The organism is Streptomyces panacea, assembly GCF_040560175.1.
GTDB classification, from domain to species: Bacteria; Actinomycetota; Actinomycetes; order Streptomycetales; family Streptomycetaceae; genus Streptomyces; species Streptomyces panacea.
The window spans coordinates 1-20,147 of record NZ_JARJHW010000133.1; the positions used below are offsets into that span (position 1 = coordinate 1).

At 72.2% G+C, this 20,147-nt stretch carries 20 protein-coding genes; 6 read left to right on the forward strand and 14 right to left on the reverse strand.

Annotated features, from left to right (window positions below; all coding sequences use genetic code 11):
- The 3 genes from P3L51_RS25870 to P3L51_RS25880 form a co-directional block, all read right to left on the reverse strand.
- A partial coding sequence (locus tag P3L51_RS25870) for an SDR family oxidoreductase (protein ID WP_354607693.1) occupies positions 1–805 on the reverse strand: 805 nt, incomplete at its 3' end.
- Positions 802–1,743: an alpha/beta fold hydrolase gene (locus P3L51_RS25875; protein WP_354607694.1), complete on the reverse strand. Its 942-nt coding sequence runs from the start codon at positions 1,741–1,743 to the stop codon at positions 802–804. The genes P3L51_RS25870 and P3L51_RS25875, both read right to left, overlap by 4 nt.
- Entirely contained in the window at positions 1,740–3,287 is a 1,548-nt protein-coding gene (locus tag P3L51_RS25880) for a flavin-containing monooxygenase (RefSeq protein WP_354607695.1), read from the reverse strand. Before P3L51_RS25880 ends, P3L51_RS25875 begins: the two co-directional genes overlap by 4 nt.
- Before the next feature lie 223 nt (positions 3,288–3,510).
- Between P3L51_RS25880 and P3L51_RS25885 the strand changes: the two genes are divergently transcribed.
- Complete coding sequence (locus P3L51_RS25885; RefSeq protein WP_354607709.1) at positions 3,511–4,146, forward strand: MerR family transcriptional regulator; 636 nt, start codon at positions 3,511–3,513, stop codon at positions 4,144–4,146.
- Here P3L51_RS25885 and P3L51_RS25890 read toward each other — a convergent pair.
- Positions 4,131–4,931, reverse strand: coding sequence for an exodeoxyribonuclease III (locus P3L51_RS25890; protein ID WP_354607696.1), 801 nt, complete (start codon positions 4,929–4,931; stop codon positions 4,131–4,133). The genes P3L51_RS25885 and P3L51_RS25890 overlap by 16 nt on opposite strands.
- A gap of 40 nt (positions 4,932–4,971) precedes the next feature.
- On the opposite strand from P3L51_RS25890, the gene P3L51_RS25895 reads away from it, so the two are divergent.
- The gene (locus P3L51_RS25895; protein ID WP_354607710.1) at positions 4,972–5,460 is read left to right on the forward strand and encodes a GNAT family N-acetyltransferase; all 489 of its coding nucleotides are present in this window, start codon (positions 4,972–4,974) and stop codon (positions 5,458–5,460) included.
- 70 nt (positions 5,461–5,530) lie between these two features.
- Here the strand turns inward: P3L51_RS25895 and P3L51_RS25900 are convergent, their stop codons facing one another.
- Together P3L51_RS25900 and P3L51_RS25905 are read right to left on the reverse strand one after the other, a co-directional pair.
- Positions 5,531–5,938 (reverse strand): rodlin, encoded by a 408-nt coding sequence (locus P3L51_RS25900; protein WP_354607697.1) that lies wholly within the window; start codon positions 5,936–5,938, stop codon positions 5,531–5,533.
- Positions 5,939–6,137: 199 nt separating this feature from the next.
- Entirely contained in the window at positions 6,138–6,548 is a 411-nt protein-coding gene (locus P3L51_RS25905; RefSeq protein ID WP_354607698.1) for a rodlin, read from the reverse strand.
- A gap of 220 nt (positions 6,549–6,768) precedes the next feature.
- Here P3L51_RS25905 and P3L51_RS25910 point away from each other — a divergent pair, with 220 nt between their 5' ends.
- The 3 genes from P3L51_RS25910 (at position 6,769) to P3L51_RS25920 (ending at position 8,783) form a co-directional block, all read left to right on the forward strand.
- On the forward strand, positions 6,769–7,179 hold the full coding sequence (locus tag P3L51_RS25910; RefSeq protein ID WP_354607699.1) for a rodlin: 411 nt from the start codon (positions 6,769–6,771) through the stop codon (positions 7,177–7,179).
- Between the two features lie 277 nt (positions 7,180–7,456).
- A complete protein-coding gene (locus P3L51_RS25915) occupies positions 7,457–7,690 on the forward strand; it encodes a chaplin (RefSeq protein ID WP_354607700.1) in 234 nt (77 codons plus the stop codon).
- 175 nt (positions 7,691–7,865) lie between these two features.
- Positions 7,866–8,783: a chaplin family protein gene (locus P3L51_RS25920; protein WP_354607701.1), complete on the forward strand. Its 918-nt coding sequence runs from the start codon at positions 7,866–7,868 to the stop codon at positions 8,781–8,783.
- A gap of 109 nt (positions 8,784–8,892) precedes the next feature.
- Here P3L51_RS25920 and P3L51_RS25925 read toward each other — a convergent pair whose 3' ends face one another.
- Positions 8,893–10,191, reverse strand: a complete 1,299-nt coding sequence (locus P3L51_RS25925) for an FAD-dependent oxidoreductase (protein WP_354607702.1) — start codon at positions 10,189–10,191, stop codon at positions 8,893–8,895.
- Between the two features lie 59 nt (positions 10,192–10,250).
- Entirely contained in the window at positions 10,251–11,558 is a 1,308-nt protein-coding gene (locus P3L51_RS25930; protein WP_435594526.1) for a carboxylate--amine ligase, read from the reverse strand.
- A gap of 151 nt (positions 11,559–11,709) precedes the next feature.
- Between P3L51_RS25930 and P3L51_RS25935 the strand changes: the two genes are divergently transcribed.
- Positions 11,710–12,942 carry a glycoside hydrolase family 26 protein gene (locus P3L51_RS25935; protein ID WP_435594527.1) on the forward strand — a complete coding sequence of 411 codons (1,233 nt, stop codon included), beginning with the start codon at positions 11,710–11,712 and terminating at the stop codon, positions 12,940–12,942.
- A gap of 51 nt (positions 12,943–12,993) precedes the next feature.
- On the opposite strand, the gene P3L51_RS25940 is transcribed toward P3L51_RS25935, so the two are convergent.
- The 6 genes from P3L51_RS25940 to P3L51_RS25965 all read right to left on the reverse strand — a co-directional run bounded on the left by P3L51_RS25940 (position 12,994) and on the right by P3L51_RS25965 (position 20,100).
- Positions 12,994–14,223: a GNAT family N-acetyltransferase gene (locus P3L51_RS25940; RefSeq protein WP_354607704.1), complete on the reverse strand. Its 1,230-nt coding sequence runs from the start codon at positions 14,221–14,223 to the stop codon at positions 12,994–12,996.
- Positions 14,223–14,882, reverse strand: a complete 660-nt coding sequence (locus P3L51_RS25945; protein WP_354607705.1) for a YveK family protein — start codon at positions 14,880–14,882, stop codon at positions 14,223–14,225. The genes P3L51_RS25940 and P3L51_RS25945 overlap by 1 nt, the downstream gene beginning before the upstream one ends.
- Positions 14,883–14,890: 8 nt before the next feature.
- The gene (locus P3L51_RS25950; protein ID WP_354607706.1) at positions 14,891–16,084 is read right to left on the reverse strand and encodes a glycosyltransferase; all 1,194 of its coding nucleotides are present in this window, start codon (positions 16,082–16,084) and stop codon (positions 14,891–14,893) included.
- Positions 16,081–16,866 carry a polysaccharide deacetylase family protein gene (locus P3L51_RS25955; RefSeq protein WP_354607707.1) on the reverse strand — a complete coding sequence of 262 codons (786 nt, stop codon included), beginning with the start codon at positions 16,864–16,866 and terminating at the stop codon, positions 16,081–16,083. The genes P3L51_RS25950 and P3L51_RS25955 overlap by 4 nt, the downstream gene beginning before the upstream one ends.
- On the reverse strand, positions 16,856–18,643 hold the full coding sequence (locus tag P3L51_RS25960; protein WP_435594528.1) for a lipid II flippase MurJ: 1,788 nt from the start codon (positions 18,641–18,643) through the stop codon (positions 16,856–16,858). Before P3L51_RS25960 ends, P3L51_RS25955 begins: the two co-directional genes overlap by 11 nt.
- Positions 18,644–18,747: 104 nt before the next feature.
- Entirely contained in the window at positions 18,748–20,100 is a 1,353-nt protein-coding gene (locus tag P3L51_RS25965; protein ID WP_354607712.1) for an O-antigen ligase family protein, read from the reverse strand.
- Positions 20,101–20,147: the final 47 nt, after the last annotated feature.

Consider the following 20,147-nt stretch of genomic DNA (forward strand, 5'->3'; position numbering starts at 1 on the left):
GCGGGCCGAGGCGCCGCACCCGGCGGCTTCCGACGGTCGCGACGAGGCCCGGCAGATACCCGCGTACGGACTGCGTGCCGCGCAGCCACCACTGCGCGTACACATGCGCCGAACGCCGCTCGATCCCGCTCACGAGGCGCTCGACGGCGGGCCCGAGCGGATACGTCTTGTTGGTCGGCCACGGCAGCCCCTGCCGCATCTCGCGCATCACCTCCTCCTCGTCGGCGCCGCGCACCATGTCGGTGTCGGTCCAGGAGAGATAGCCGACGCCGACCCGGACGCCCTGGTGCCGGACCTCGCCGCGCAGGCTGTGCGCGAAGGCCTCGACGCCCGACTTGGAGGCGCAGTACGCGCTCATCATGGGCGCGGGGGTGATCGCGGCGAGCGAGGCGATCTGGAGGAAGTAGCCGCGGCTCTCCATCAGTACGGGCAGGAACGCGCGCGCCGTCACCGCGCCGCCGATGAGGTTGACCTCGATGACCCGCCGCCAGGCGGCGGGATCGGAGTCCAGGAACGGACCGGCCGCCGCCACCCCGGCGTTGGCCACGACGATGTCGACCTTCCCGAAGCGCTGCTTGACCTCCCCCGCGACGCGGGTCATCGCCTCCTGGTCGGTGACATCGGCGTACCAGTGCTCGCACTCGGTCTGCAGCCTGCTCGCCACGTCCTTCAACTCGTCGGCCTCCAGGCCCACGAGCGCCACCCGCGCGCCGCGCGCCGAGAGCTTGCGGGCCAGCAGTTCGCCCACGCCACGCGCCGCGCCGGTGACGACGGCGACCTGCCCTTCGAGACCGACCCCGCTCATACGGCACTCTCCTTGTCGGCACCGGCCCTGAGGTGGTCGTCCGCCAGCCCACGTATCACGGCTGTCACGGCCTCCGGCGCCTCCATCGGCGTCATGTGGCCCATCCCGGTCAACTCGGTGAGGCCCGCGCAGTCGGGCAGCGCGTCGGCCAGCCGCCGCGCCAGCACCGGCGGCGTCAGCCGGTCGGCCGTTCCCGTGACGACCGCCGTGGGAACCCGCAACTCACCTATGTCCGCGTCGAGATCGAGCTCGCCGAGCACCTGCGACCAGGCCACCCGCACCGCGCGCGGGCACGCGTGCACGATCCGCGCGCACGCGGCCACCCGGTCCGGCGCCGTACCGGGCCCCATGGTCCCGTAGCGCAGTATCCGCCTCGAGACGGGCGTGACCGGCCCCAGCGGGGCCCGCGCGCCGAGGACCAGCCGGGTCAGCCGGGTCCGTACCCGACTCTGGCGCATCGGCACCACACGCGATTCGGCCACCAGCTTCGAACTGCCCGTACTGCACAGCAGCGCCGCCGCCGCGTGCTCCCGGAACGCGGGCCGCGCCGACGCGGCCATCAGCGTCATGCCGCCCATGGAGTGCCCGGCCAGCACCGCCTTCTCGCCCGGCGCGAGGGTCGCGCCCAGCACCGCCTCCAGGTCGTCGGCGAGCGCGTCCGTCGTGTATCCGCCCGGCCCGACGGCGGGCGAACGGCCGTGCCCGCGCTGGTCGTAGACGATCACGCGGTGGTCCGCGGCGAGGTCGCCCGTCTGCGCGGCCCAGAAGAGGGTCGAGCAGGTCCACCCATGGATGAGGACAATCGCGGGCGCCCCCTCGGAGCCGTACACCTCTATGTGCAGGCGTGAGCCGTCGGCGGACCGCGCGGTGATCTCACGGAACGGCGGGACAGAGTGGCCGGGCGGGACGGGCGGGACGGGGCGGACGGTTCGGCTCATCGGACGCTCTCCTTGGTGGGGTTCCCGGTGCGGGGCTCCGCCGCCGGCGCGCGGACGACGTCGTACTCCCCCAGGTCCACGGCCCGCGTCGCCCGGCGGAACTCGGTCGTCGTCCCCGGCCAGATCGTGGTGTTGCGCCCGTTGGCGTCCAGATACCAGCTGGTGCAGCCGCCGGTGTTCCACACGGTGCGCTTCATCCGCTCCTGCACACGGCGGTTCCAGGACTCGACGGCCGCCGGCCTGGGAGTGAGCGAGGCGCCCGCGCCGAGCGAGCCGAGCGCGCGCAGATAGTCGCCGAGATAGCTGAGCTGGGCCTCGATCATCAGGATCATCGAGGAGTTGCCGAGCCCGGTGTTCGGGCCGACGACGGTCATCCAGTTGGGGAAGCCGACGGCAGTCGCGCCGCGCAGCGACGCCATGCCGTCCTTCCACGCCTCGGCGAGCGTGACGCCGTCCGCGCCCACCACCCGCTCGGCGATGGGCATGTCGGTGACATGGAAGCCCGTCCCGAAGATGATCGCGTCGACCTCGGTCTCGCCGCCTCCCCCAGAGCCTCCGGCCCGGGAGGTGCCCCCCTCGGCCACGAGGGTCGACCCGCGCACCTCGGCCAGCGCGGACGCGACGACCTCCACATTGGGCCGCGCGAGCGCCGGATAGTACGTACTGGACAGCAGGATCCGCTTGCAGCCGATCCGGTACGAGGGCGTCAACCTGGCCCGCAGAACGGGGTCCTTGATCGCCCGCGCGATATTGGCCTTGGCGACGCGCTCCACGAGCCCCAGCTCGTTCGGCCGCTTGGTGAACGCCTGGACCTGCAACTCCCTTATCCCCCAGAGCAGTTGCCGCCGCACGGTACCGGTGACCGGCACCTTCCTGTGCAGCCACCGCTCGGCCCCGGAGATCGCCCGGTCCGTGCGCGGCATCACCCACGGCGGGGTCCGCTGGAACAGCGTCAGCCTCGCCACGTCGGGCTGGACGGCCGGCACTATCTGGATCGCCGACGCACCGGTCCCGACCACCGCGACGCGCTTGCCCCGCAGGTCGTAGCCGTGGTCCCAGCGCGCGGAGTGGAAGACCTTCCCCGGGAACGAGTCGAGGCCGGGCACGTCGGGCACCTTCGGGTCGGACAGCGCCCCCGTCGCGGAGACCACGACGGTCGCCGTGATGATCCCGCGCGTGGTCTCGATCTCCCAGTGCGCCTCCTCGGCGATCCAGCGCATCAGCCGCACCTCGTGATTCAGCCGGATGTGCGGCCGGAGCCCGAAGGTGTCGGCGACGTGCTCCAGGTACGCGCGGATGTGCCGCCGGCCGGAGAAGGTGCGCGGCCAGTCGGGGTTGGGCGCGAAGGAGAACGAGTAGAGGTGCGAGGGCACGTCGCACGCACAGCCCGGATAGCTGTTGTCGCGCCATGTCCCGCCGACCGAGTCGGCCCGTTCCAGGACGACGAAGTCGGTGATCCCGTCGCGACGCAGCCGGACGGCGGCCCCCAGGCCACCGAATCCGGATCCGATCACCGCCACCCGTACGTGCTCGTGCTTGGCCATGCCGCCGCCTCCCGCCGGAGTGCCCACACCGAACCGCGCCAGTAATCACTGGCACTGTTGGGAGGGTAGGGCAGCTCCTTACTCGCGGGTAGGGGTCGAACGAGAAAAGTTACCGCCGGTACAAGGACATAGGCTGACCGCCATGTCCGACCAGGGGAAAGCGCACGACGAGGTGCGGCACGAAGCGCGGAGGGAAGTGCGGGAGGAAGTCCGCGAGTACCGCGTGAAGGAGCTGGCCGACGCGGCCGGCCTCACGGTGCGTACGGTGCGCTTCTACCGTGAACGCGGCCTGATCCCGCCGCCCCGCAGGGAGGGCCGGATCGCCTGGTACGACAGCCACCATCTGGCCAGACTCCGCACGATCGCCGCCCTCCTGGAACGCGGCCACACCCTCAACGGCATCGCCGACCTGGCCACCGCCTTCGAGAGCGGCCGCGACGTGGGCGAGGTCCTGGGCCTCGGCGAACCGACCGAGGAAACGCCCGTCCGCCTCACCCCCGAGGAGCTGGCCGACCACTTCGAGGGCGAGGTCACGGCGGAGAACCTGGCCACCGCCCTCGAACTCGGCTACCTCGCCACCGACGGCGAAGACCTCGTCCACATCAGCCGCCGCCTCCTGGACGTCTCCGCCGCCCTGGTCCGCGAGGGCGTCCCCCTGTCAGCGGTCTTCGAAGCGGCCCGCGAGGTCCGCGCCCACGCGGAGGCCCTGGCCGACCTCTTCGCGACCACGTTCCGGACCCACGCGGCCACCACCTCCCCCGAGACCCTGCGCCCCCTCGCCAAGAGCGTGGTGGACGCGGAACTCTCGATGGCGATGGACCGCCGCCTCCGGAACAAGCCGGCTCAGCCCAGTTCGTAGACCACGCTCACCGGCGCGTGGTCGCTCCAGCGCTCGTCGTGCGTCGCCGCCCGTTCCACCCACGCCTTCACCGCGCGCTCCGCCAGCCCCGCCGTCGCCACGTGGTAGTCGATGCGCCAGCCCGTGTCGTTGTCGAACGCGCGCCCCCGGTAGGACCACCAGCTGTACGGCCCGGTCTGATCCGGGTGCAGGGCGCGGACCACGTCCACGTACGACGCCTCGTCGAAGACCCGGGTCAGCCACGCGCGCTCCTCGGGCAGGAAGCCGGACTCCTTGCGGTTGGCCTTCCAGTTCTTGAGGTCGGCCTCCTGGTGCGCGATGTTCCAGTCGCCGCAGACCAGCACCTCCCGGCCGTCCGCCGCGGCGCGCTCCTTGAGGCCGCCGAGGTACGTCAGGAACTCGTCCATGAACCGGACCTTCTCGTCCTGTCGCTCGGTGCCCACGTCGCCCGACGGCAGATAGAGGCTGGCCACCGTCACGCCGGGCAGGTCGATCTCGACGTACCGCCCGCTCGTGTCGAACTCCGCGCTGCCGAATCCGATCCGCACCCGCTCCGGCTCCCGCCGCGAGTAGAGAGCGACGCCCGCACGGCCCTTGGCCGCCGCCGGGGCGAAGACCGTGTGCCACCCCTCGGGCTCACGCACCGCCTCGGTGAGCTGGTCCTCCTCGGCGCGCACCTCCTGGAGGCAGACCACATCGGCCCCGGTCCCGGCCAGCCACTCCACGAAGCCCTTCTTCGCGGCGGCGCGGAGCCCGTTCACATTCACGGAAGTCACAGTGAGCATCCCGGCACTTTACCCAGGCTCTACGATCGATGCCGTGGCCATCCAGATACGTCAGCTCCCCTACGACCACCCCGACGCCGTGAAGCTCGACGCCGAGGTCCAGCTCGAATACGCGGCGCGCTACAGCAGCGAGGGGGACGCCACCGTCCTCCACCCCCGGATGTTCGACCCGCCCGGCGGCGTCTACTTCCTCGCCTACGACTCCGACGGTGCCAGCGAGCGCCCGATCGCCTCCGGCGGGTGGCGCTCGCAGGAGACCAACGAGGAGGGCTATTCGGACGGCGACGCCGAGATCAAGCGGATGTACGTGACGGTGGAGGCCCGCGGCCTGGGACTGGCCCGCCGTATCCTCGCCCGGCTGGAGGAGAGCGCCCGCGCGGCGGGCCGTACCCGGATGGTGCTGGAGACCGGCACCAAGCAGCCGGAGGCCATCGCGCTCTACCGGTCCAGCGGCTACACGGACTGCTCGAAGTTCGGCCACTACCGGAACGACCCGCTGAGCGTCTGCCTCGCCAAGCCGCTGGGCTGAGGGCCGGCCCCCGCACACGACGGAGCCCGGTCCGGCAGCCGAGCTGCCGGACCGGGCTCCGTGGGGAACGTCAGTGGTTGCCCACACCGTTCGCCGAGAGGATCGGGATGTCCTCCAGGATGTGCGAGAGGGGCTCGTCGCCCTTCGCCTGCGTCGAGTTCTCGGTGCACTGCTGGTTCTGCGGGGAGGACAGGACGTTGATGTCCTGGACCGCGACCGGGATGAAGCCGATGAGCGAGCCGACGTTGGCCTTGACCGGCAGGCCGATGCAGGGCTTGTTGAGCGTGCCCTGGACGAGCGCCAGTTGCGGGCTCTTGTCCCCGTGGGTCTCCGAGTTGCCGAACTCCTGCTCCGCACCGTTGCCGCTGAGCGAGGTGGTGCCCGTGTCGTTACCCAGCGCCAGCGCCGGCGAGGCGGTGGCGGCGAGGCCGCCGACCATTGTGGCCGCTACCGCAGCGGTAGCCCACAGCTTGTTCATTTTGTTGCCTTTCCGGAAAGTCGGACTCCACCGGTGGAGCGCCGATTTGTTCAACTCGCCACGCGACGTTTGGTTGCGCCCGTTCCCTCGAACGGCCCATAAGGCATACCGGCGCGTCGCCTTGTCGCCACGAGCGTGAAAACGAACGGGCCACCGCCGAATTCGGCGGTGGCCCGGCGACACTTGAACGGCGGCGATATCAGCCGTTGCCCGCACCGTTGGCGGACAGGATCGGAATGTCGTTCAGGAGGTGCGACAGGGGCTCGTCGCCCTTCGCCTGCGTCGAGTTCTCGGTGCACTGCTGGTTCTGCGGGGAGGACAGGACGTTGACGTCCTGGACCGAGATCGGCACGACGCCCAGCAGGGAACCGGCGTTGACCTTGGCCGGGAGACCGATGCAGGGCTTGTTGAGCGAGCCCTGGATGAGCGCCATCTGCGGGCTCATGTTCCCGTACGTCGCCGAGTTGCCGTACGACTGAAGGGCACCGTTGCCGCTGAGCGAGGTGGTGCCGGTGTCGTCACCGACGGCGAAAGCGGACGGCGCCGCCATGGCCGACATGCCGACGACGGAAGCAGCGACGGCCGCGGTGGCCATAACCTTCTTGATCACAATGAGTCCCCTTCTGAATGATGCCCCAAAGTCCCCGGGGCGCCATGAGCAACTAGATTCCCCCGGTTTAGTTATCGGACTTCACTCCAACAGCCCATTAGGCACTCAATCAGCCCGCGCACGCCCCGCAATCCGAACGGGTGAAGCAGCGGAACCAAACCCGGGACATCCGGTTGGGCAGGCCGCACCACCTGCATTTCTTGAGAAAAGGAACCTAACCGTGATCAAGAAGATTATGGCGGCTGCGGCGATCACCGCGTCCGTCGTCGGCGCTTCCGCCGCGGCGGCGTCGCCCGCGCTCGCCGTCGGCAACGACACCGGCACCACGTCGCTCAGCGGCAACGGCGCCAAGCAGTCGTTCGGCAACTCGGAGACCCACGGGCACATGAGCCCGCAACTGGCGCTCGTCCAGGGCACGCTCAACAAGCCCTGCATCGGCCTCCCGGCCAAGGCCAACCTCGGCTCGCTCGTGGGTGGCATCCCGATCGCGGTTCAGGACATCAACGTCCTGTCCTCCCCGCAGAACCAGCAGTGCGTCGAGAACTCGACGCAGGCGAAGGGCGACGAGCCCCTCTCGCACATCCTGGAGGACATCCCGATCCTCTCGGCGAACGGTGTGGGCAACGGCTGACAGCCACTGCCGCCACGGCGCCTCTTCGGGGCCGACTGAGGTCGGCCGGGGCGAATTCGCCCCGGCCGACCTCAGTGTCATATCAACGCCTTCTCGGCCCGAAGAAACGTCAATTCCCGTGGCGATCGGGTGAACCAACAAAGGCCACAAATCAGGGCAGTTTCCTCGTAAGCGCGTACTCGTTGGAGTTCCCGCAACGGCGGTGCGGGCTGAGACAGCCGTGTTCGCGCGGCATCAGAGCCGTGCGCGCAACCCCGCTGCGGAAAGGACTCAAACCATGAATGCCAAGAAGGCAGCCACCATCGTGGCGGGCGTTCTCCTGGCGGTCGGCGCCGCGTCGCCGGCCGTCGCCGACGCGGGCGCGCAGGGTGTCGCGTCGAACTCCCCGGGCGTCCTGTCCGGCAACCTCGTCCAGATCCCCGTGCACGTGCCCGTCAACGTGTGTGGCAACAGCATCAGCATCATCGGCCTGCTGAACCCGTCCTTCGGCAACACCTGCATCAACAAGTAACACGCACGGAAGTGCGCTGAGGCGCACCGAGGCGCCCTCCGGGGCGTCCCCCCTGGGCCGGTCCCGACCGCGTACGGCGATACGCGCCTCGGGACCGGCCTCGGTCGACACGCATACGTCGACACAGACAGACCGACGCACCGGCGACACACCGGCGATATCAGGAGAAAACCAGATGCGAGAACTCATCGGCAAAGGACTGCTCACCGCCGCTGCGGCGTCGAGCGTGCTGTCCATGACCGGCGGATACGCCGCGGCCACCGACAGCGCCGCCACCGCCGCCGGGTCACCGGGCCTGCTGTCGGGCAACAGCGTCCAGGCGCCCATCGAGGTCCCGGTCAACGTCTGCGGCAACACGGTGAATCCCATCGGCGTGGTCAACCCCGCCGCGGGCAACAGCTGCGGCAACTCGTCCGGTGCGCAGGCGGGGCCCACGCACCGTCCGGCCCACGCCAAGCCCGTCGCCCCGCGCGCCGAGCCCGCGACCCACGCGGTGCCCGCCCAGGCGCCGCAGGCCGGCCCGTCGCGTACCGGCCACGACACCGCCGACAGCTCGACGCACGGCGCGAACCCCCGTGAGCACGGTGGCGGTTCGGCACCCGCGAAGGGCGCACACCACCACAGCCGCGACGACCACGGCGGCTCGTCGGCGGCCGGCGCCGCGACCAACTCGCCGGGTCTGCTGTCGGGCAATCTCCTCCAGGCCCCGCTCGACATCCCCCTGAACGCCTGCGGCAACAGCGTCGACCTGGTCGGTGTGCTGAACCCGGCCTTCGGCAACACCTGCGCCAACGACGACGACGGTGTGACCCCGCACAACCCGGTGCGTCCGCCCGCCCCGATCGATCCGAACGACCCGCGCGACCCGTCGACCCCGCCCGGTGACCGCTCCGTCGAGCCCCCGGCCGTGCCGGTCGACCACCACCCGCAGCTCCCGGAGCAGCCGCGGCCCGTCGAAGAGAGTGACGTCATGGCCCAGTTGGCCACGACCGGCTCGGACGCGAACCTGCTCGCGGCCGCCGGTATGAGCGCCGGACTGCTGATCGGCGGCGGCATCCTCTACCGCCGCAGCCACGCCACGTCGCGCCGCTAGAGCGTGTCCGCGAAGTCCCGCCCGCAGACGTGACCTGTACGTCCCCCGATTCGCCGGACCGCGCCGCGTGGAGCGTCATCCGGCGATCGGGGACCGCGCCGGGCGGGCATCAGAAGCGTTCCATCCAGTTCGTCTGCGCCACACCGGCCGGCAGTGTCTCGCGAGGTTCCCCCGGCTGTGTCTGCCGGGGGCCCGTTCCCAGGCGCCGTCGCACCCCCCGTACCACCCGGCCCGCCGTGTACGTCGCGCCGAACACGAAGCGCATCGACGGGCCGAACGACGGAGCGCTCAGCAGACCCGTCACGAAGAGACCGGGGTGCGAGGTCTCGAAGACGGTGTCCGTCTCCGGGGCGGCGCTCGCGCCCACCGTGCGCAGGTTCCGGCGCAGCCGTTCGTCGAGCAGGCCGAGCCGGTCCAGGCCCGGGGTGAAACCGGTGGCGGCGATGACGTGGTCGGTCGTGACGGCGTCCACGAAGCCGCGCGTGGAGACCAGGTCGAGCCGTACCCGGCCGTCGGCCGGGACAGCGGCGGCGACGCTCTCGCCCAGCCGGGCCTCCACCGCCCCCCGCTCGAACCGCTCCCGCAGCCACCAGGCGCCGGCCGGGCCGAGCGCCGAGGTGAAGACGCGGGCCCGGGTCGACGCGGGGAGCCGGCGGAAGACGCCGGGGGTCCGCGCGTAGAGCCAGTTCGTCCAGCCGCAGCCCAGGCCCGTGTGCGGGGCACGGGCGGCCTCGCCGAAGGGGCGTCCCATGGGCGGCGGGAGGGCGTTCCAGTTCAGCTCGTGGGACCGGGCGACCAGCCGTACGGCCGTCCCCTGCTCCGCGAGGAGCGTCGCGGTCTCCAGGGCGGCCTGGCCCGCCCCGACGACCGTCACGTCCATGCCCTTGAACCGCGTCAGATCCGCGTGGTCGACGCTGTGTGACACGCGCTCGGGCGGGAGGGCGCGCAGCGGGCCGGGGACGTCGGTGAAGGGCCGGACGCCGACGGCCAGCACTACCGTGCGGGCGAGGAACGTCTCACCGCCGCCCACCCCCTCGTCGTCGACGGTGACCTCGAACCCGCCCCCGGCACACGGCCGTACGGCGGTGACGGTCCGTTCCTCCACCGGCGGCGCCGCCTGTGCCGCGAACCAGAGGCCGTACGAGGCGAAGAAGGCGACCGGCAGGGGGACGCCGTGCCGCGCGTCCACTCCCTGGGCGGCGGCGTAGGCCGCCAGCCCGTACGCGCCCTTGGGGTCGGACAGGTTCGACGCCCACGGCTCCGACTTCAGGAGCATCCCGGGCGGCATGCCGTCCCGCCAGGCCGCCATCGGCCGTCCGAACACCCGGGGCCGGAGGCCGGCCGCCGCCGCGTGCGCGGCGATCGACAGGCCGTACGGCCCGGCACCCACAACTACCAAGTCCTGCATAGGAGTTCGCCGCTCTCTCTGTTCTCTCGGGGTCTGGTGGGCGCGCGGATCGGCGTGGATCAGCGCGGGACGGGAGGCGTGGTGCCGTCCGGGGCGCGCCGCCGCTGGCGTACGCCGGGCAGGAGCGACCGCGGTGGCGCGGTACGGGGCCGGCGCCGCAGCCGGCGGGCGCCGCCGCGCGCCGCGCGCAGGAGCCAGGCCGCGGTCATGGCGTACGCGGGCCTCGGGTCGTCCCGCGCGAACCACGCCGTCTCCCTGCTCACCGCCGGGATCCGCCGGACGCGCCGGGACCGCCGTGCCGGACGCCCCTCCCGGCGCCAGGCCGAGGACAGCACCGACAGCAGCGCGTAGTTCTCGACGACGAAGGTCCGGCCGTACGCGGGCACCTGGGCCGGGACGGGCCGCCCGGTGAGGTCCAGATGCAGTGCCCGTACGACGTCGGTGCCCGACGGGTCGGTGAAGAGACGGAACTGGGCGCCGGGCCGCGGGTTGAAGTCGAGCAGGTGGTACGCGCCGGTGGCGGCGTCGAGCCGGAAGTCGAGATCGACGATGCCCCGGTAGCCGAGCGCGGCGACCACCTCGCCCGCCAGCCGCTCAACGACGGGGTTGGGCAGCCATCGGCCGACGGCCGTCAGCCCGGCCGCCACCGGCCACGACCGTTCCTTGCGTCCGGCCCCGCCCATCAGGAGGGTGCCGTCACCGCCGCTGTAGCCGTGGAAGAACCAGTCGAGATCGCGCCCTCGCGGCAGCAGTTCCTGGAGCAGCAGCCGGCTCCCCGCCTCCGCGCTCCGCGCGAACAGTTCCCTGGCCTCCCGCGGCGAGCGCACCACGACGGTGCTGCGCAGCCCGGAGCCCTCGGGCAGCAGCCACGGCCTGCTCCATTTCGCGACGACGGGCAGCCCGAGCGTCCACGCCGCGCGCGCGGCCTCCTCGCGGTCGCCGGGAACGGCCGTGCGGGGATGCGGCAGCCCGAGCGTGCCGCAGATGGCGGCCAGCTCGACCTTGTCGGCGACCCGCTCCGGCAGGCCTGACGGCTGTTCAGGCAGGAGATAGCGGCCGGCCAGCCGGGGGCCGAGCCGGGCGACCGAGATCGCGCTCAGATCGTCCAGGGGGACGAGGACGGCGGGGGTGCCGAGCCGCTCCGAGATCCGCAGCAGCAGACCGTGCAGTTCCTCCCCCTTCTCGGCCACCGTCGCACTCCGCAGATAGCGGGATCGGGCGACCGGGCTCCGGGGCGATTCGATCACCGCGTGCACCGCGATTCCGGCCCGGCCGAGGGATCTGACGGCGCCGAGGGTTCCGTGATGGAACGGATTCCGGTCGAGCCGCACAAGCACAGCGGGAACGCCGATGTCAAAGCTCACCACGGTTTGTCCTTCATTCATTTTCGATGACCCATGCGGGGGGTGAAATTCCCGAACGGTCTAGTTAAAAGGCGGACCGGATTCCCGATCGGCTCATTAGCAATACTTTTGCGGCAGTGCGGCACGGAACGTGTCCCCGCCATGAGGAGCACATATGTCCTATCGACGTCGACGGCTGTTCAGCACCTGGCTGGGTGTCATCACGGCCGGCCTCCTTGCTTCAGGTTCCGTGCTGCCGATGGCGAGTTACGCCGCCGGTCCGGACGCTCCCGGCAGTCCCGCGCCACCGGAAGTGAAATCACCGGCGGCCGGCGCGTACCTCGGTTACGGTCCCGAGGGCGTCCGCCGTATCGCCGCCATGGAGAAGTGGCTCGGCGGTACGGAACTGCGGGTCGGGCACACGTACCTCCCGGGCGACGTGTGGTCCAACATCGAGGGCAGCCCGAGCTTCGTGCGGGACTGGGCCGAGTGGAAGAAGGCCCGCGCCGACCGGATGTTCGTGCTCAACGTCCCCATGCTCGAACGCAACGAGGGCCGGGTCCGTGACCACGTCGTACGCAAGGAGCTGCGACGGGGCGCGCGGGGCGACTACGACCGGCACTTCGAGGTCCTGGCGAAGCGGCTGGTCTCGCTCGGTGTGCCGGACACGGTCGTCGTACTCGGCTGGGAGATGAACGGCACCACGTACACCCATCGCTGCGGCCCCGACCCGCGGGCGTGGAAGGCGTACTGGAAGCGGATCGTCGGCGCCATGCGGGCGGTGCCCGGCCAGGAGTTCCGTTTCGATTTCGCTCCGAACCGCGGAAGGGACGCCATTGCCTGGACCGAGTGCTATCCGGGCGACGACGTCGTGGACATCATGGGGATGGACTCCTACGACCAGCCGTCGGGACAGACGTTCGACGAGCAGGTGAGTGAGCCGTTCGGACTCCGCCGGCATGTGGAGTTCGCCGCTGAACATGGAAAGGTGATCTCCTATCCGGAGTGGGGCCTCTTCCGTAACGGCGACAACCCCGAATACATGCGGGGCATGCTCAAGTGGATCCAGAAGCACCGGCCGATGTATCACACGCTCACGGATTACTGCCCGCACGGCGTCTGGCGGTGCGCCGAGAATCCGCGGACCTCGAAGGTGTTCCGTACGGCGATGTACGGGCTGAAGCCCGAGCCGCGGCCCGAACCCGAGCCGAGCACCCCACCGACCCCGCCGGTCACGCCCGTCCCGGGGCCGAGCACGCCCCCGGGGCCCAAGCCCGAGCCCAGCACCCCGGAGAAGCCCGCGGCGCCCTCGAACTGCAAGGCTCTGACGCTCAGTTCCTGGATCGAGACCCTGCTCGGGAAGAAGGTCTGCCTCCGCTTCGCCGGCTGGGAGCGCTGGCTTTCCTGACCGGTCGTCATCGCGGCGGCGGCGAGGGCCTGGCCCGGGGCACGTTCCGGGTCATTCCTTGCCGTCGCCGCGGCGCGTCCGCTTCGCCAGACCTGCCTTCATCGCGGGCAGCCGCTCGTTGACCAGGACGGCCGCCCGGCCGCGCGCGGCGGCGCGGGCGGCGACCAGCCGCAGTGACGGGGCCAGCAGCCCGCGTGCCAGCAGCAGCCGCTGGTTGCAGACGTGCTCCGGGCGCCAGTGGTGCTTGTACGGCTCGTTGCCGCGCAGCATGCTCAGCGTCGTACGCCCGTCCACGCTGATACGCCGGGCGCTCTCACGCAGCAGCATGGTGGCGACGTCGACCTTGCGGTCGCGCAGCGCCGGGTCGGCGCCGTACAGATAACCGCCCGCGAGCCGCGGTGACATCAGGGTGAGGTCGGCGGCCACCACCTCGCCCGCGAGCCTGAATTCGGTGACCGTCGCGTCGCCGCACTCGACCATGGACCGCACCGAGCGGGTCAGATGCTCCGCGAAGCGCGCGCTGAGGTGTTCGGGAGTGACGCCGCGCCCCTGCCACTGGAGCCGGTGCAGATGGAGAAGCCGTTCGACGGCGGTCGGGATCTCGTCCACGGGCACGACGCGTTCCTCGATGCCGAGCGAGTCGATCTTGCGGATCTTGGCCCTGGCCCGCTGGGCGCGGGACGACGGGAGACGGCCGAGCAGTTCGTCCATGGGGACGGCGGGCAGTTCGAGGCAGAGTGAGTCCGTCAGCCGGTCGCGCGCGCCGTCCCAGCAGTCGTAGACGCGTTCGACGGCGGCTCCGGGCCGTACCTCGCGGAGGTCGATGACGGCGGTGCGCGCGGCGGTGGCGAGGGCCTTCGCGAGCGCCTGGGCCGCGCTGTCGGCGCAGTCGTCGTCGAGCAGGACGTCGGAGAAGTCGGAGATGGAGCCGCCGAGCTGGACCAGGACGGGGAACGGCCGGTGGACCAGCATCAGCGGGGCAGCGGCGACGAGAGTGCCGCCACGGCGTACGAGGACGACGCGGAGCCGCCCGGGGGCGCCGTACGACAGCCACCAGGAGTGCAGCCACGCGTGGCTCTGGAAGGGGGTGGCCGCGGCGGAGCGGCGGTGGAGCGCGGTCCACTCGGCGGCGAGCGCGCCGAACCGGTCGGGGTCCCGGCAGATCTCGGAGGTCAGTGCGGTGAAGGTGCCTCTGCCGACGGGCGCGACCGGGGCCGTGCCCGCGCGCACGAAGATCCGCCGGACGGGCCCTCGGCGCTGGGTGGTCGATTCCGTTGACATCACACGCTTTCTGTCTGCGGCACGGGTGCCGTCGATGGACCGGGAACCGTCGCGTGCGTCTCGGCGGCCTGGCGGCGCTTCGGGCGGACCAGCAGACCGAGTCCGCCGAGCAGTCCGCCCGCGGCGCCGCCGACGAGCGCGGCCAGCGGCGCCGACGGTGACACGGGGCTGGTGGGCTTGACCGCGCGGGAGAACTGGACCACCCGTACGTTCGTACTGCCTTGCATCTGTGTGCCGTTGAGCACCAGCGAGCGCGCGACGCCGTCGGCCATGCTGACGGCCGCCTGCCGGCCGCTCGACGTGGCGGTCACCGAGATCATCGGCGCGTCAGGCGAGGTGACGGTGGTGACGTTCTCCCTGAGGACCTTCGAGGAGACCCCGGCCCACACCTGGGCGTCGCCGAGGGCGGCGACCTGCGAGGCGACCCGCCCGTACGCCTGCGCGAAGCCGAGCGCGGTGGCCGGGTCGGTCTTGTCGGTCGGTACGACCAGTACGTAGCTGGTGGCGGAGTACTGCGGCGTGCGGAACGTTCCGTACGCGCCGCCCGCGAGCGCCCCGATCAGGACGCCGACCGGCACGATCCACCAGAGGGACAGGGCCCTCGTCCTCGACGGGGCGCGGCCGGGCCGTGCGCCCGTGCGGCTCTCGTTCTCGGTCATCGTCGAACTCACTCCTCGGGGGTGGCCGGGCGGCGGACGGGGCGCTGGGGAGCGCCGCCGTTCCGGCGCAGGGCGTGGTCGTAGACGGACATCAGCTGTTCGGCGCTGCGGGAGATGTCGTAGTGGCGCGCGGCGGGCGGTACCGGCAGCCGGTGGGAGCCGCCCCCGGCCGTGAACTGTTTCTGGAACGTGGTCAGTTCGGCGACGAGGTCCGTGGCCGTCCCGCTGATCCGGCGCGCTCCGGGCGCCGCGTCGGCGGGCAGGTCCGTCAGGGCGGGGCAGGTGACGTACAGGACGGGCAGCCCGGCGGCCAGGCCCTCGACCACGGCGAGCCCGAAGGCCTCGTCCCCGGAGGTGGACACGAGGAGGTCCATGGCGGCGAGGAGTGACGGCAGGTCGGGCCCGGTGTCGCCGCCGCTGCCGGGTTTCGGTGGCGGGTCCTCGCACGCCCCGTGCAGCAGCACACGGTCGGCGGCGCCCAACTCCGCCGCCAGGGAACGCAGTCGATCACGCTCCGGACCCTCGCCGACGAGCAGGAGGCGGGCGGCGGGCAGCGCGGCGACGGCCCTGACGAGGGTGTCGAAGCGCTTGCCCGCACTGAGCCTGCCGACCCCGCCGACCACGAACGCGTCCACCGGCAGGCCGAGTTCGGCCCGCGCCTTCTGCCGGGCCGTCTCGTCGTGGGCGAAGCGCGGCACGTCGATGCCGTTGGGCACGACGTGGATACGGTCCCGGTGTACGCCCCAGCGGCGCAGCCGGTGCGCGACGGTCGTCGAGACGGCGACGGTCGCCGTGCCGAGGCGTTCGCTGCCGAGGTAGAGGGCGCGGGCGCCGACGGTCAGCGGGCGGCCCTCGATCTGGCCGGCGCCGAGCGAGTGCTCGGTGGCGACGACGGTACGGACACCCGCGAGGCGCGCGGCGAGGCGTCCGTACACGCAGGCACGGTAGAGGTGCGTGTGGACCAGGTCGTAGCGGCCGTCCCTGATCAGCCGCGTCAGCCGGGGCAGCGCGCCGAGGTCGCGGTTGCCCCTTATACCGAGGTCCGTGACGGGGAAGCCGTCGGCGGTGATGCCCCGGGCGACGGCGCCCGGGTTGGTGAGCGTGACGACGGCGCTGTCGGTGGGCAACTTGCCCAACAGGAGGCGCAGTTGCTGTTCGGCGCCGCCGATGCCGAGACCGGTGATGACATGCAGCACCTTCATGCGCCGCCGCCCTCGCTCACGGCGGTCCGGGCGGTCCGGGGGCCGGGGTACGCGACGTACGGGACCGGCTCACGGCGCCGGCCGTGCAGCGCTCGCTTCAGGAAGAGCCGGGGCGCGGTGTCCTCCTGGCCGATGTGGACGCGCGGCAGGGCGAACAGGCCGGTGAGCGGGCCGGGGCTGATGCCGACCGCGTACCGGTAACCGGCGTCCCGTACGGCGGCCATGGCGCGCTCGTCGACCGTGCCGTACGGATAGCAGAAGCCGGTCACCCCGCCGCCCGTGATCGCGCTCAGCGCCTCCCGGCTGCCGCGCGTCTCCTCGCTCAGCAGCGCGTCGTCGGCCTCGGTGAGATCGGTGTGGCGCAGCCCGTGCGAGCCGATCTCCATGCCCGCGGCCGATGCCTCGCGGATGCCGTCCTCCGTGAGGAGGGGCTTGCGCGGGCCGAGGCCGTCCCATTCGTTGGTGCCGCCGAGGCGGCCGGGGAGCACGTAGACGGTGGCGGTGAACTCGTACCGGTGCAGCAGGGGCACGGCGTTCGTCAGGAAGTCGGCGTAACCGTCGTCGAACGTGAGCCCGACGAGTCCGGCGTCGCGGCCCTCCGCGCGGGCGACCAGCAGGCGCTCCATGCTGACGCCGGTGAGTCCGCGGCGGCGCATCCAGCGCAGTTGCCGGTCGAGCCGGCCGGGCGAGACCGTCACGCGGTAGGGGTCGTCGGTCGAGTCGGTGATCGAGTGGTACATGGCTGCCCACAGGGGGCCTGCGGAGACCGTGTCAGCGGACATCGATGCGCTTTCTCGTGGCGGAGCGGACAAGGGAGTCGATCTCGGGCGCCTGGAGGGCGCGGGCGATGACGAGGAACACGGCGGCGACCACCAGGCAGGCGACGGCCGCCGCCGGCACGGGTGCCGTGATGAGGGCGCCGCAGAGCCATCCGGCGCCGGTGGCGGCAGCGGCGGCGGCGCTGAGTTTGACGAGCCCCCCGGTCATGTGGCGGACCCGCACGGGGACGCTGTGGCGGGCGACGCCGTGCAGCAGCAGTACGGCCGTAACGGTGATGCCCAGCGCGTTGCCCGCCGCGATGCCGAGGACGCCCCAGGTGCCGACGAGCAGGGCGCCGCCCGCGGTGGTGAGTACGAGGCCGACGAGCATGGCGAGCGCCGGGAACCACAGGGGACGGGCGGCGGAGAAGTAGCAGCGGACGAGGGCACCGACGAGGGTGTGGCCGAGCAGCCCCAGTGCGTACACACGCATCACGGCGGCGGTGTCCGCCGTGTCCGCCCGGTCGAAGGCACCGCGTTGGAAGAGGATTTCGATGATCTGCGGGGCGCACGCGACGACGGTCGCGGCGCCCACCAGCACGATGACACCGGCGAGGGCGAGGTCACGCTCGACGCGCCGCCTGGCCCGGTCGGTGTCCCCGGCCGCCATGGCGCGCGCGACGACCGGGAAGGTGACCGTGCAGAGCATGAGGGACAGGACCATCGGCATCTGCGCGACCTTCTGCGCGTAGTTGAGGTGCGAGATGGCGCCGGCGGGCAGGGGCGCGGCGAGGAAGCGTTCGATGAGGACCTGGGACTGGCGGGTGAGGGCGAAGACGATGACGGGGGCGAGGAGCCCGAGGGCGACGAGCGGGCGACCGGCGCCGCCGGGCTGCTCGCCGGAGGGTTCGTCCGCCGGTTCGTCTGCCGGGGTCCGTTCCCGTTCCGCCGTCGCGCGGCGCTCGCGCAGTCGGCGCAGCACGACCGGCGCCTGGACGAGGACCATCAGGACGCCGCCGACGGCGACCCCGGCCGCCGCCGCCCGCACGCCCAGCCGGTCGCTGAGGATCAGCATCGTGGCGATGATGCCGATGTTGTACGCGACGTAGATCATCGCGGGCGGTACGAAGCTGCCGTGCGCCCGCAGCGCGGCGCTGCAGTACCCGGCGATGCCGAAGCTGAAGGCGCAGGTGGCCGTCAACCGGGTGCAGTCGACGGCCAGTTGGGTGTCCGGGAGGCCCGGGGCCAGCACGGCGACGACCCAGGGCGCCGCCAGCATCAGCAGGACGGCGCCCGCGCTGAGCGCGAGCAGCAGACCCGGCAGGGTCGTACGCAGCAGGGCGTGCACGGGGTCGCGGTCGTGCATCGACCCGCTGTCGGGCGGTGAGTCGGCCAGGAGTGGCCCCTGGGCGGCCCGGCGCGCGAGCGCGAGGCTGAAGGCGGGTACGAGGATGAGCGCCATCGCGTCCTCGATGAGCAGCGTCGACGCGACCTCGGGAACGGTCCAGGCGACGAGGAACGCGTCGGTACCGGGGCCGGCCCCGTAGAGATGGGCGATGGTCTGGTCGCGTACGAGCCCGAGCAGCGCGCCGGCGGCGGTGAGGAGGGCGGTCAGGAGGGCCGCGCGGGCGAGGAAGCGGTTGGAGAGATAGGCACCGCGACCGCTGTCCGGGTCGGCCGTCGCGGCATCGGCCTTCTTGTCGGGCGGCATCCCGGCGGGCGGTGACGCGGGGGCGACAGCGGGCGTGGATGTGGGCACAGGCGCGGGTGCGGGCGTAGGCGTCGATGCGGGTGCGGGCATAGGCGTAGATGCGGGCGCGGGCGGTGGGCGGCGGCCGGGGACTGCGGGCTCGGCCGCCGTCCCCGGCTCCGCGGGCGGCAGTTGTGTCGCGCCGGTCAGGTCGCTCATGCCGCACCGACCCCCCGGGCGTCGCCGGCTCCCCCGACGCCTTCCGCGCCGTCGGCCCGCCGGTCGAGCGCCCACCACGCGGCCAGACCGAGCACGACGGCGGTCAGCACCGTGGAGGGCCCGCCGATGTCCGCGTAACCGAAGTCCACCAACTGCCAGACCAGCAGTCCGACACCGACGAGCGCGCAGTCGACGCCCGTACGTCCGCGCCGCGCGCCGGGCAGTCGCCGCAGCGCGAGGACCAGCAGCGCCGCCCAGCTCCCGGCCAGTGCGAGCAGGCCGACGAGTCCCTGCTCGCTGAGGATCAGCAGATACATGTTGTGCGGCGAGAGCAGTGGCTGGCGGTGGAAGCCCATCCCCGCGCCGGCCGTGTCGCTGCCCGACGACAGCGCGATCGAGGAGTGGCTGTCGCGGTAGGCGGGGAATGCCTTCAGCCCGACGCCGGTGACCGGGTCGGTGCGCCACATCCCGGCCGCCGCCGCCCACATCGTGTACCGGTCGGTGACCGACCGGTCGGGCGCCTCGGTGACCTCGGTGATGCTGCCGAGCCGGTCGGAGACCATCTGCGAGCCGATGCCGAGCCCGCCGACGAGGACGACGCCGAGCGCCGCCGCCACGAGCGCGACCCGGGCCGCGCGGCGCAGCCCGGAGAGCGCGAGTTGCAGCGTGACGGCCGCCACCGTCGCGATCCACGCGCCCCGGCTGAAGGAGAGCACGAGCGGCAGGAACAGCAGTGCGGCGCAGCCGAGCGCGGCGGCGCGCTGTCCGCGCGGCACGTCCGGTCGACCCTCCGGTCCCGTCCCCGCGCCCAGGGCGAGGCCGACGGCGGCGACCAGGCCGTACGAGACGACGGTGGCCATGCCCATCACGTCGGTGGGGCCGAACGTCCCGACCGCGCGGACGTCTTCACCCATGTACGAGGCGCCGGTGCCGGTCAGGTACTGGACGACGCCGATGAGCCCCTGCACCAGCGCGAGGGCCACCATCGACCAGGCGACGAGCCGGAAGTCCCGGCGGTTCCTGATGAGCAGCAGCAGCGCGCCAGGCACCAGCACGAAGATCTGGAGGTAGCGCGCCACGCCCGGCAGGCTGGACGCGGGGTCGTACGAGGTGATCGCGGCGGCGCACACCCCGAACACCGGAAGTCCCAGGACCAGCGCGGCCGTTCGGGTCAGCGGCCGGGCGCGGTCGCGCAGCGCCCGTACGAGACAGAAGACGACCAGCAGCGCGGACGCGGCGTCGGCCACCGTCCCGGAACCGGCCGATCCGTCCCCGGAGGTGCCCGCCACCGGGACGGCGAGGAGCGCCACGACCGCCAGGACGGGGAGCAGCGGCGCGGCGCGGCGCAGCGCGTCCCACGGGTCCCACGGGTCCCACGGGTTCGGTGAGGGGGAGG

Bases quoted from the DNA above. Each gene is read 5' to 3' on its own strand.
- P3L51_RS25925 (WP_354607702.1), bottom strand. From the start codon at position 10,191: ATGCAGGACTTGGTAGTTGTGGGTGCCGGGCCGTACGGCCTGTCGATC.
- P3L51_RS25875 (WP_354607694.1), bottom strand. From the start codon at position 1,743: ATGAGCCGAACCGTCCGCCCCGTCCCGCCCGTCCCGCCCGGCCACTCT.
- P3L51_RS25935 (WP_435594527.1), top strand. From the start codon at position 11,710: ATGTCCTATCGACGTCGACGGCTGTTCAGCACCTGGCTGGGTGTCATC.
- P3L51_RS25940 (WP_354607704.1), bottom strand. From the start codon at position 14,223: ATGTCAACGGAATCGACCACCCAGCGCCGAGGGCCCGTCCGGCGGATC.
- P3L51_RS25915 (WP_354607700.1), top strand. From the start codon at position 7,457: ATGAATGCCAAGAAGGCAGCCACCATCGTGGCGGGCGTTCTCCTGGCG.
- P3L51_RS25920 (WP_354607701.1), top strand. From the start codon at position 7,866: ATGCGAGAACTCATCGGCAAAGGACTGCTCACCGCCGCTGCGGCGTCG.
- P3L51_RS25945 (WP_354607705.1), bottom strand. From the start codon at position 14,882: ATGACCGAGAACGAGAGCCGCACGGGCGCACGGCCCGGCCGCGCCCCG.
- P3L51_RS25890 (WP_354607696.1), bottom strand. From the start codon at position 4,931: ATGCTCACTGTGACTTCCGTGAATGTGAACGGGCTCCGCGCCGCCGCG.
- P3L51_RS25960 (WP_435594528.1), bottom strand. From the start codon at position 18,643: ATGCCCGCACCCGCATCGACGCCTACGCCCGCACCCGCGCCTGTGCCC.
- P3L51_RS25955 (WP_354607707.1), bottom strand. From the start codon at position 16,866: ATGTCCGCTGACACGGTCTCCGCAGGCCCCCTGTGGGCAGCCATGTAC.
- P3L51_RS25900 (WP_354607697.1), bottom strand. From the start codon at position 5,938: ATGAACAAGCTGTGGGCTACCGCTGCGGTAGCGGCCACAATGGTCGGC.
- P3L51_RS25950 (WP_354607706.1), bottom strand. From the start codon at position 16,084: ATGAAGGTGCTGCATGTCATCACCGGTCTCGGCATCGGCGGCGCCGAA.
- P3L51_RS25880 (WP_354607695.1), bottom strand. From the start codon at position 3,287: ATGGCCAAGCACGAGCACGTACGGGTGGCGGTGATCGGATCCGGATTC.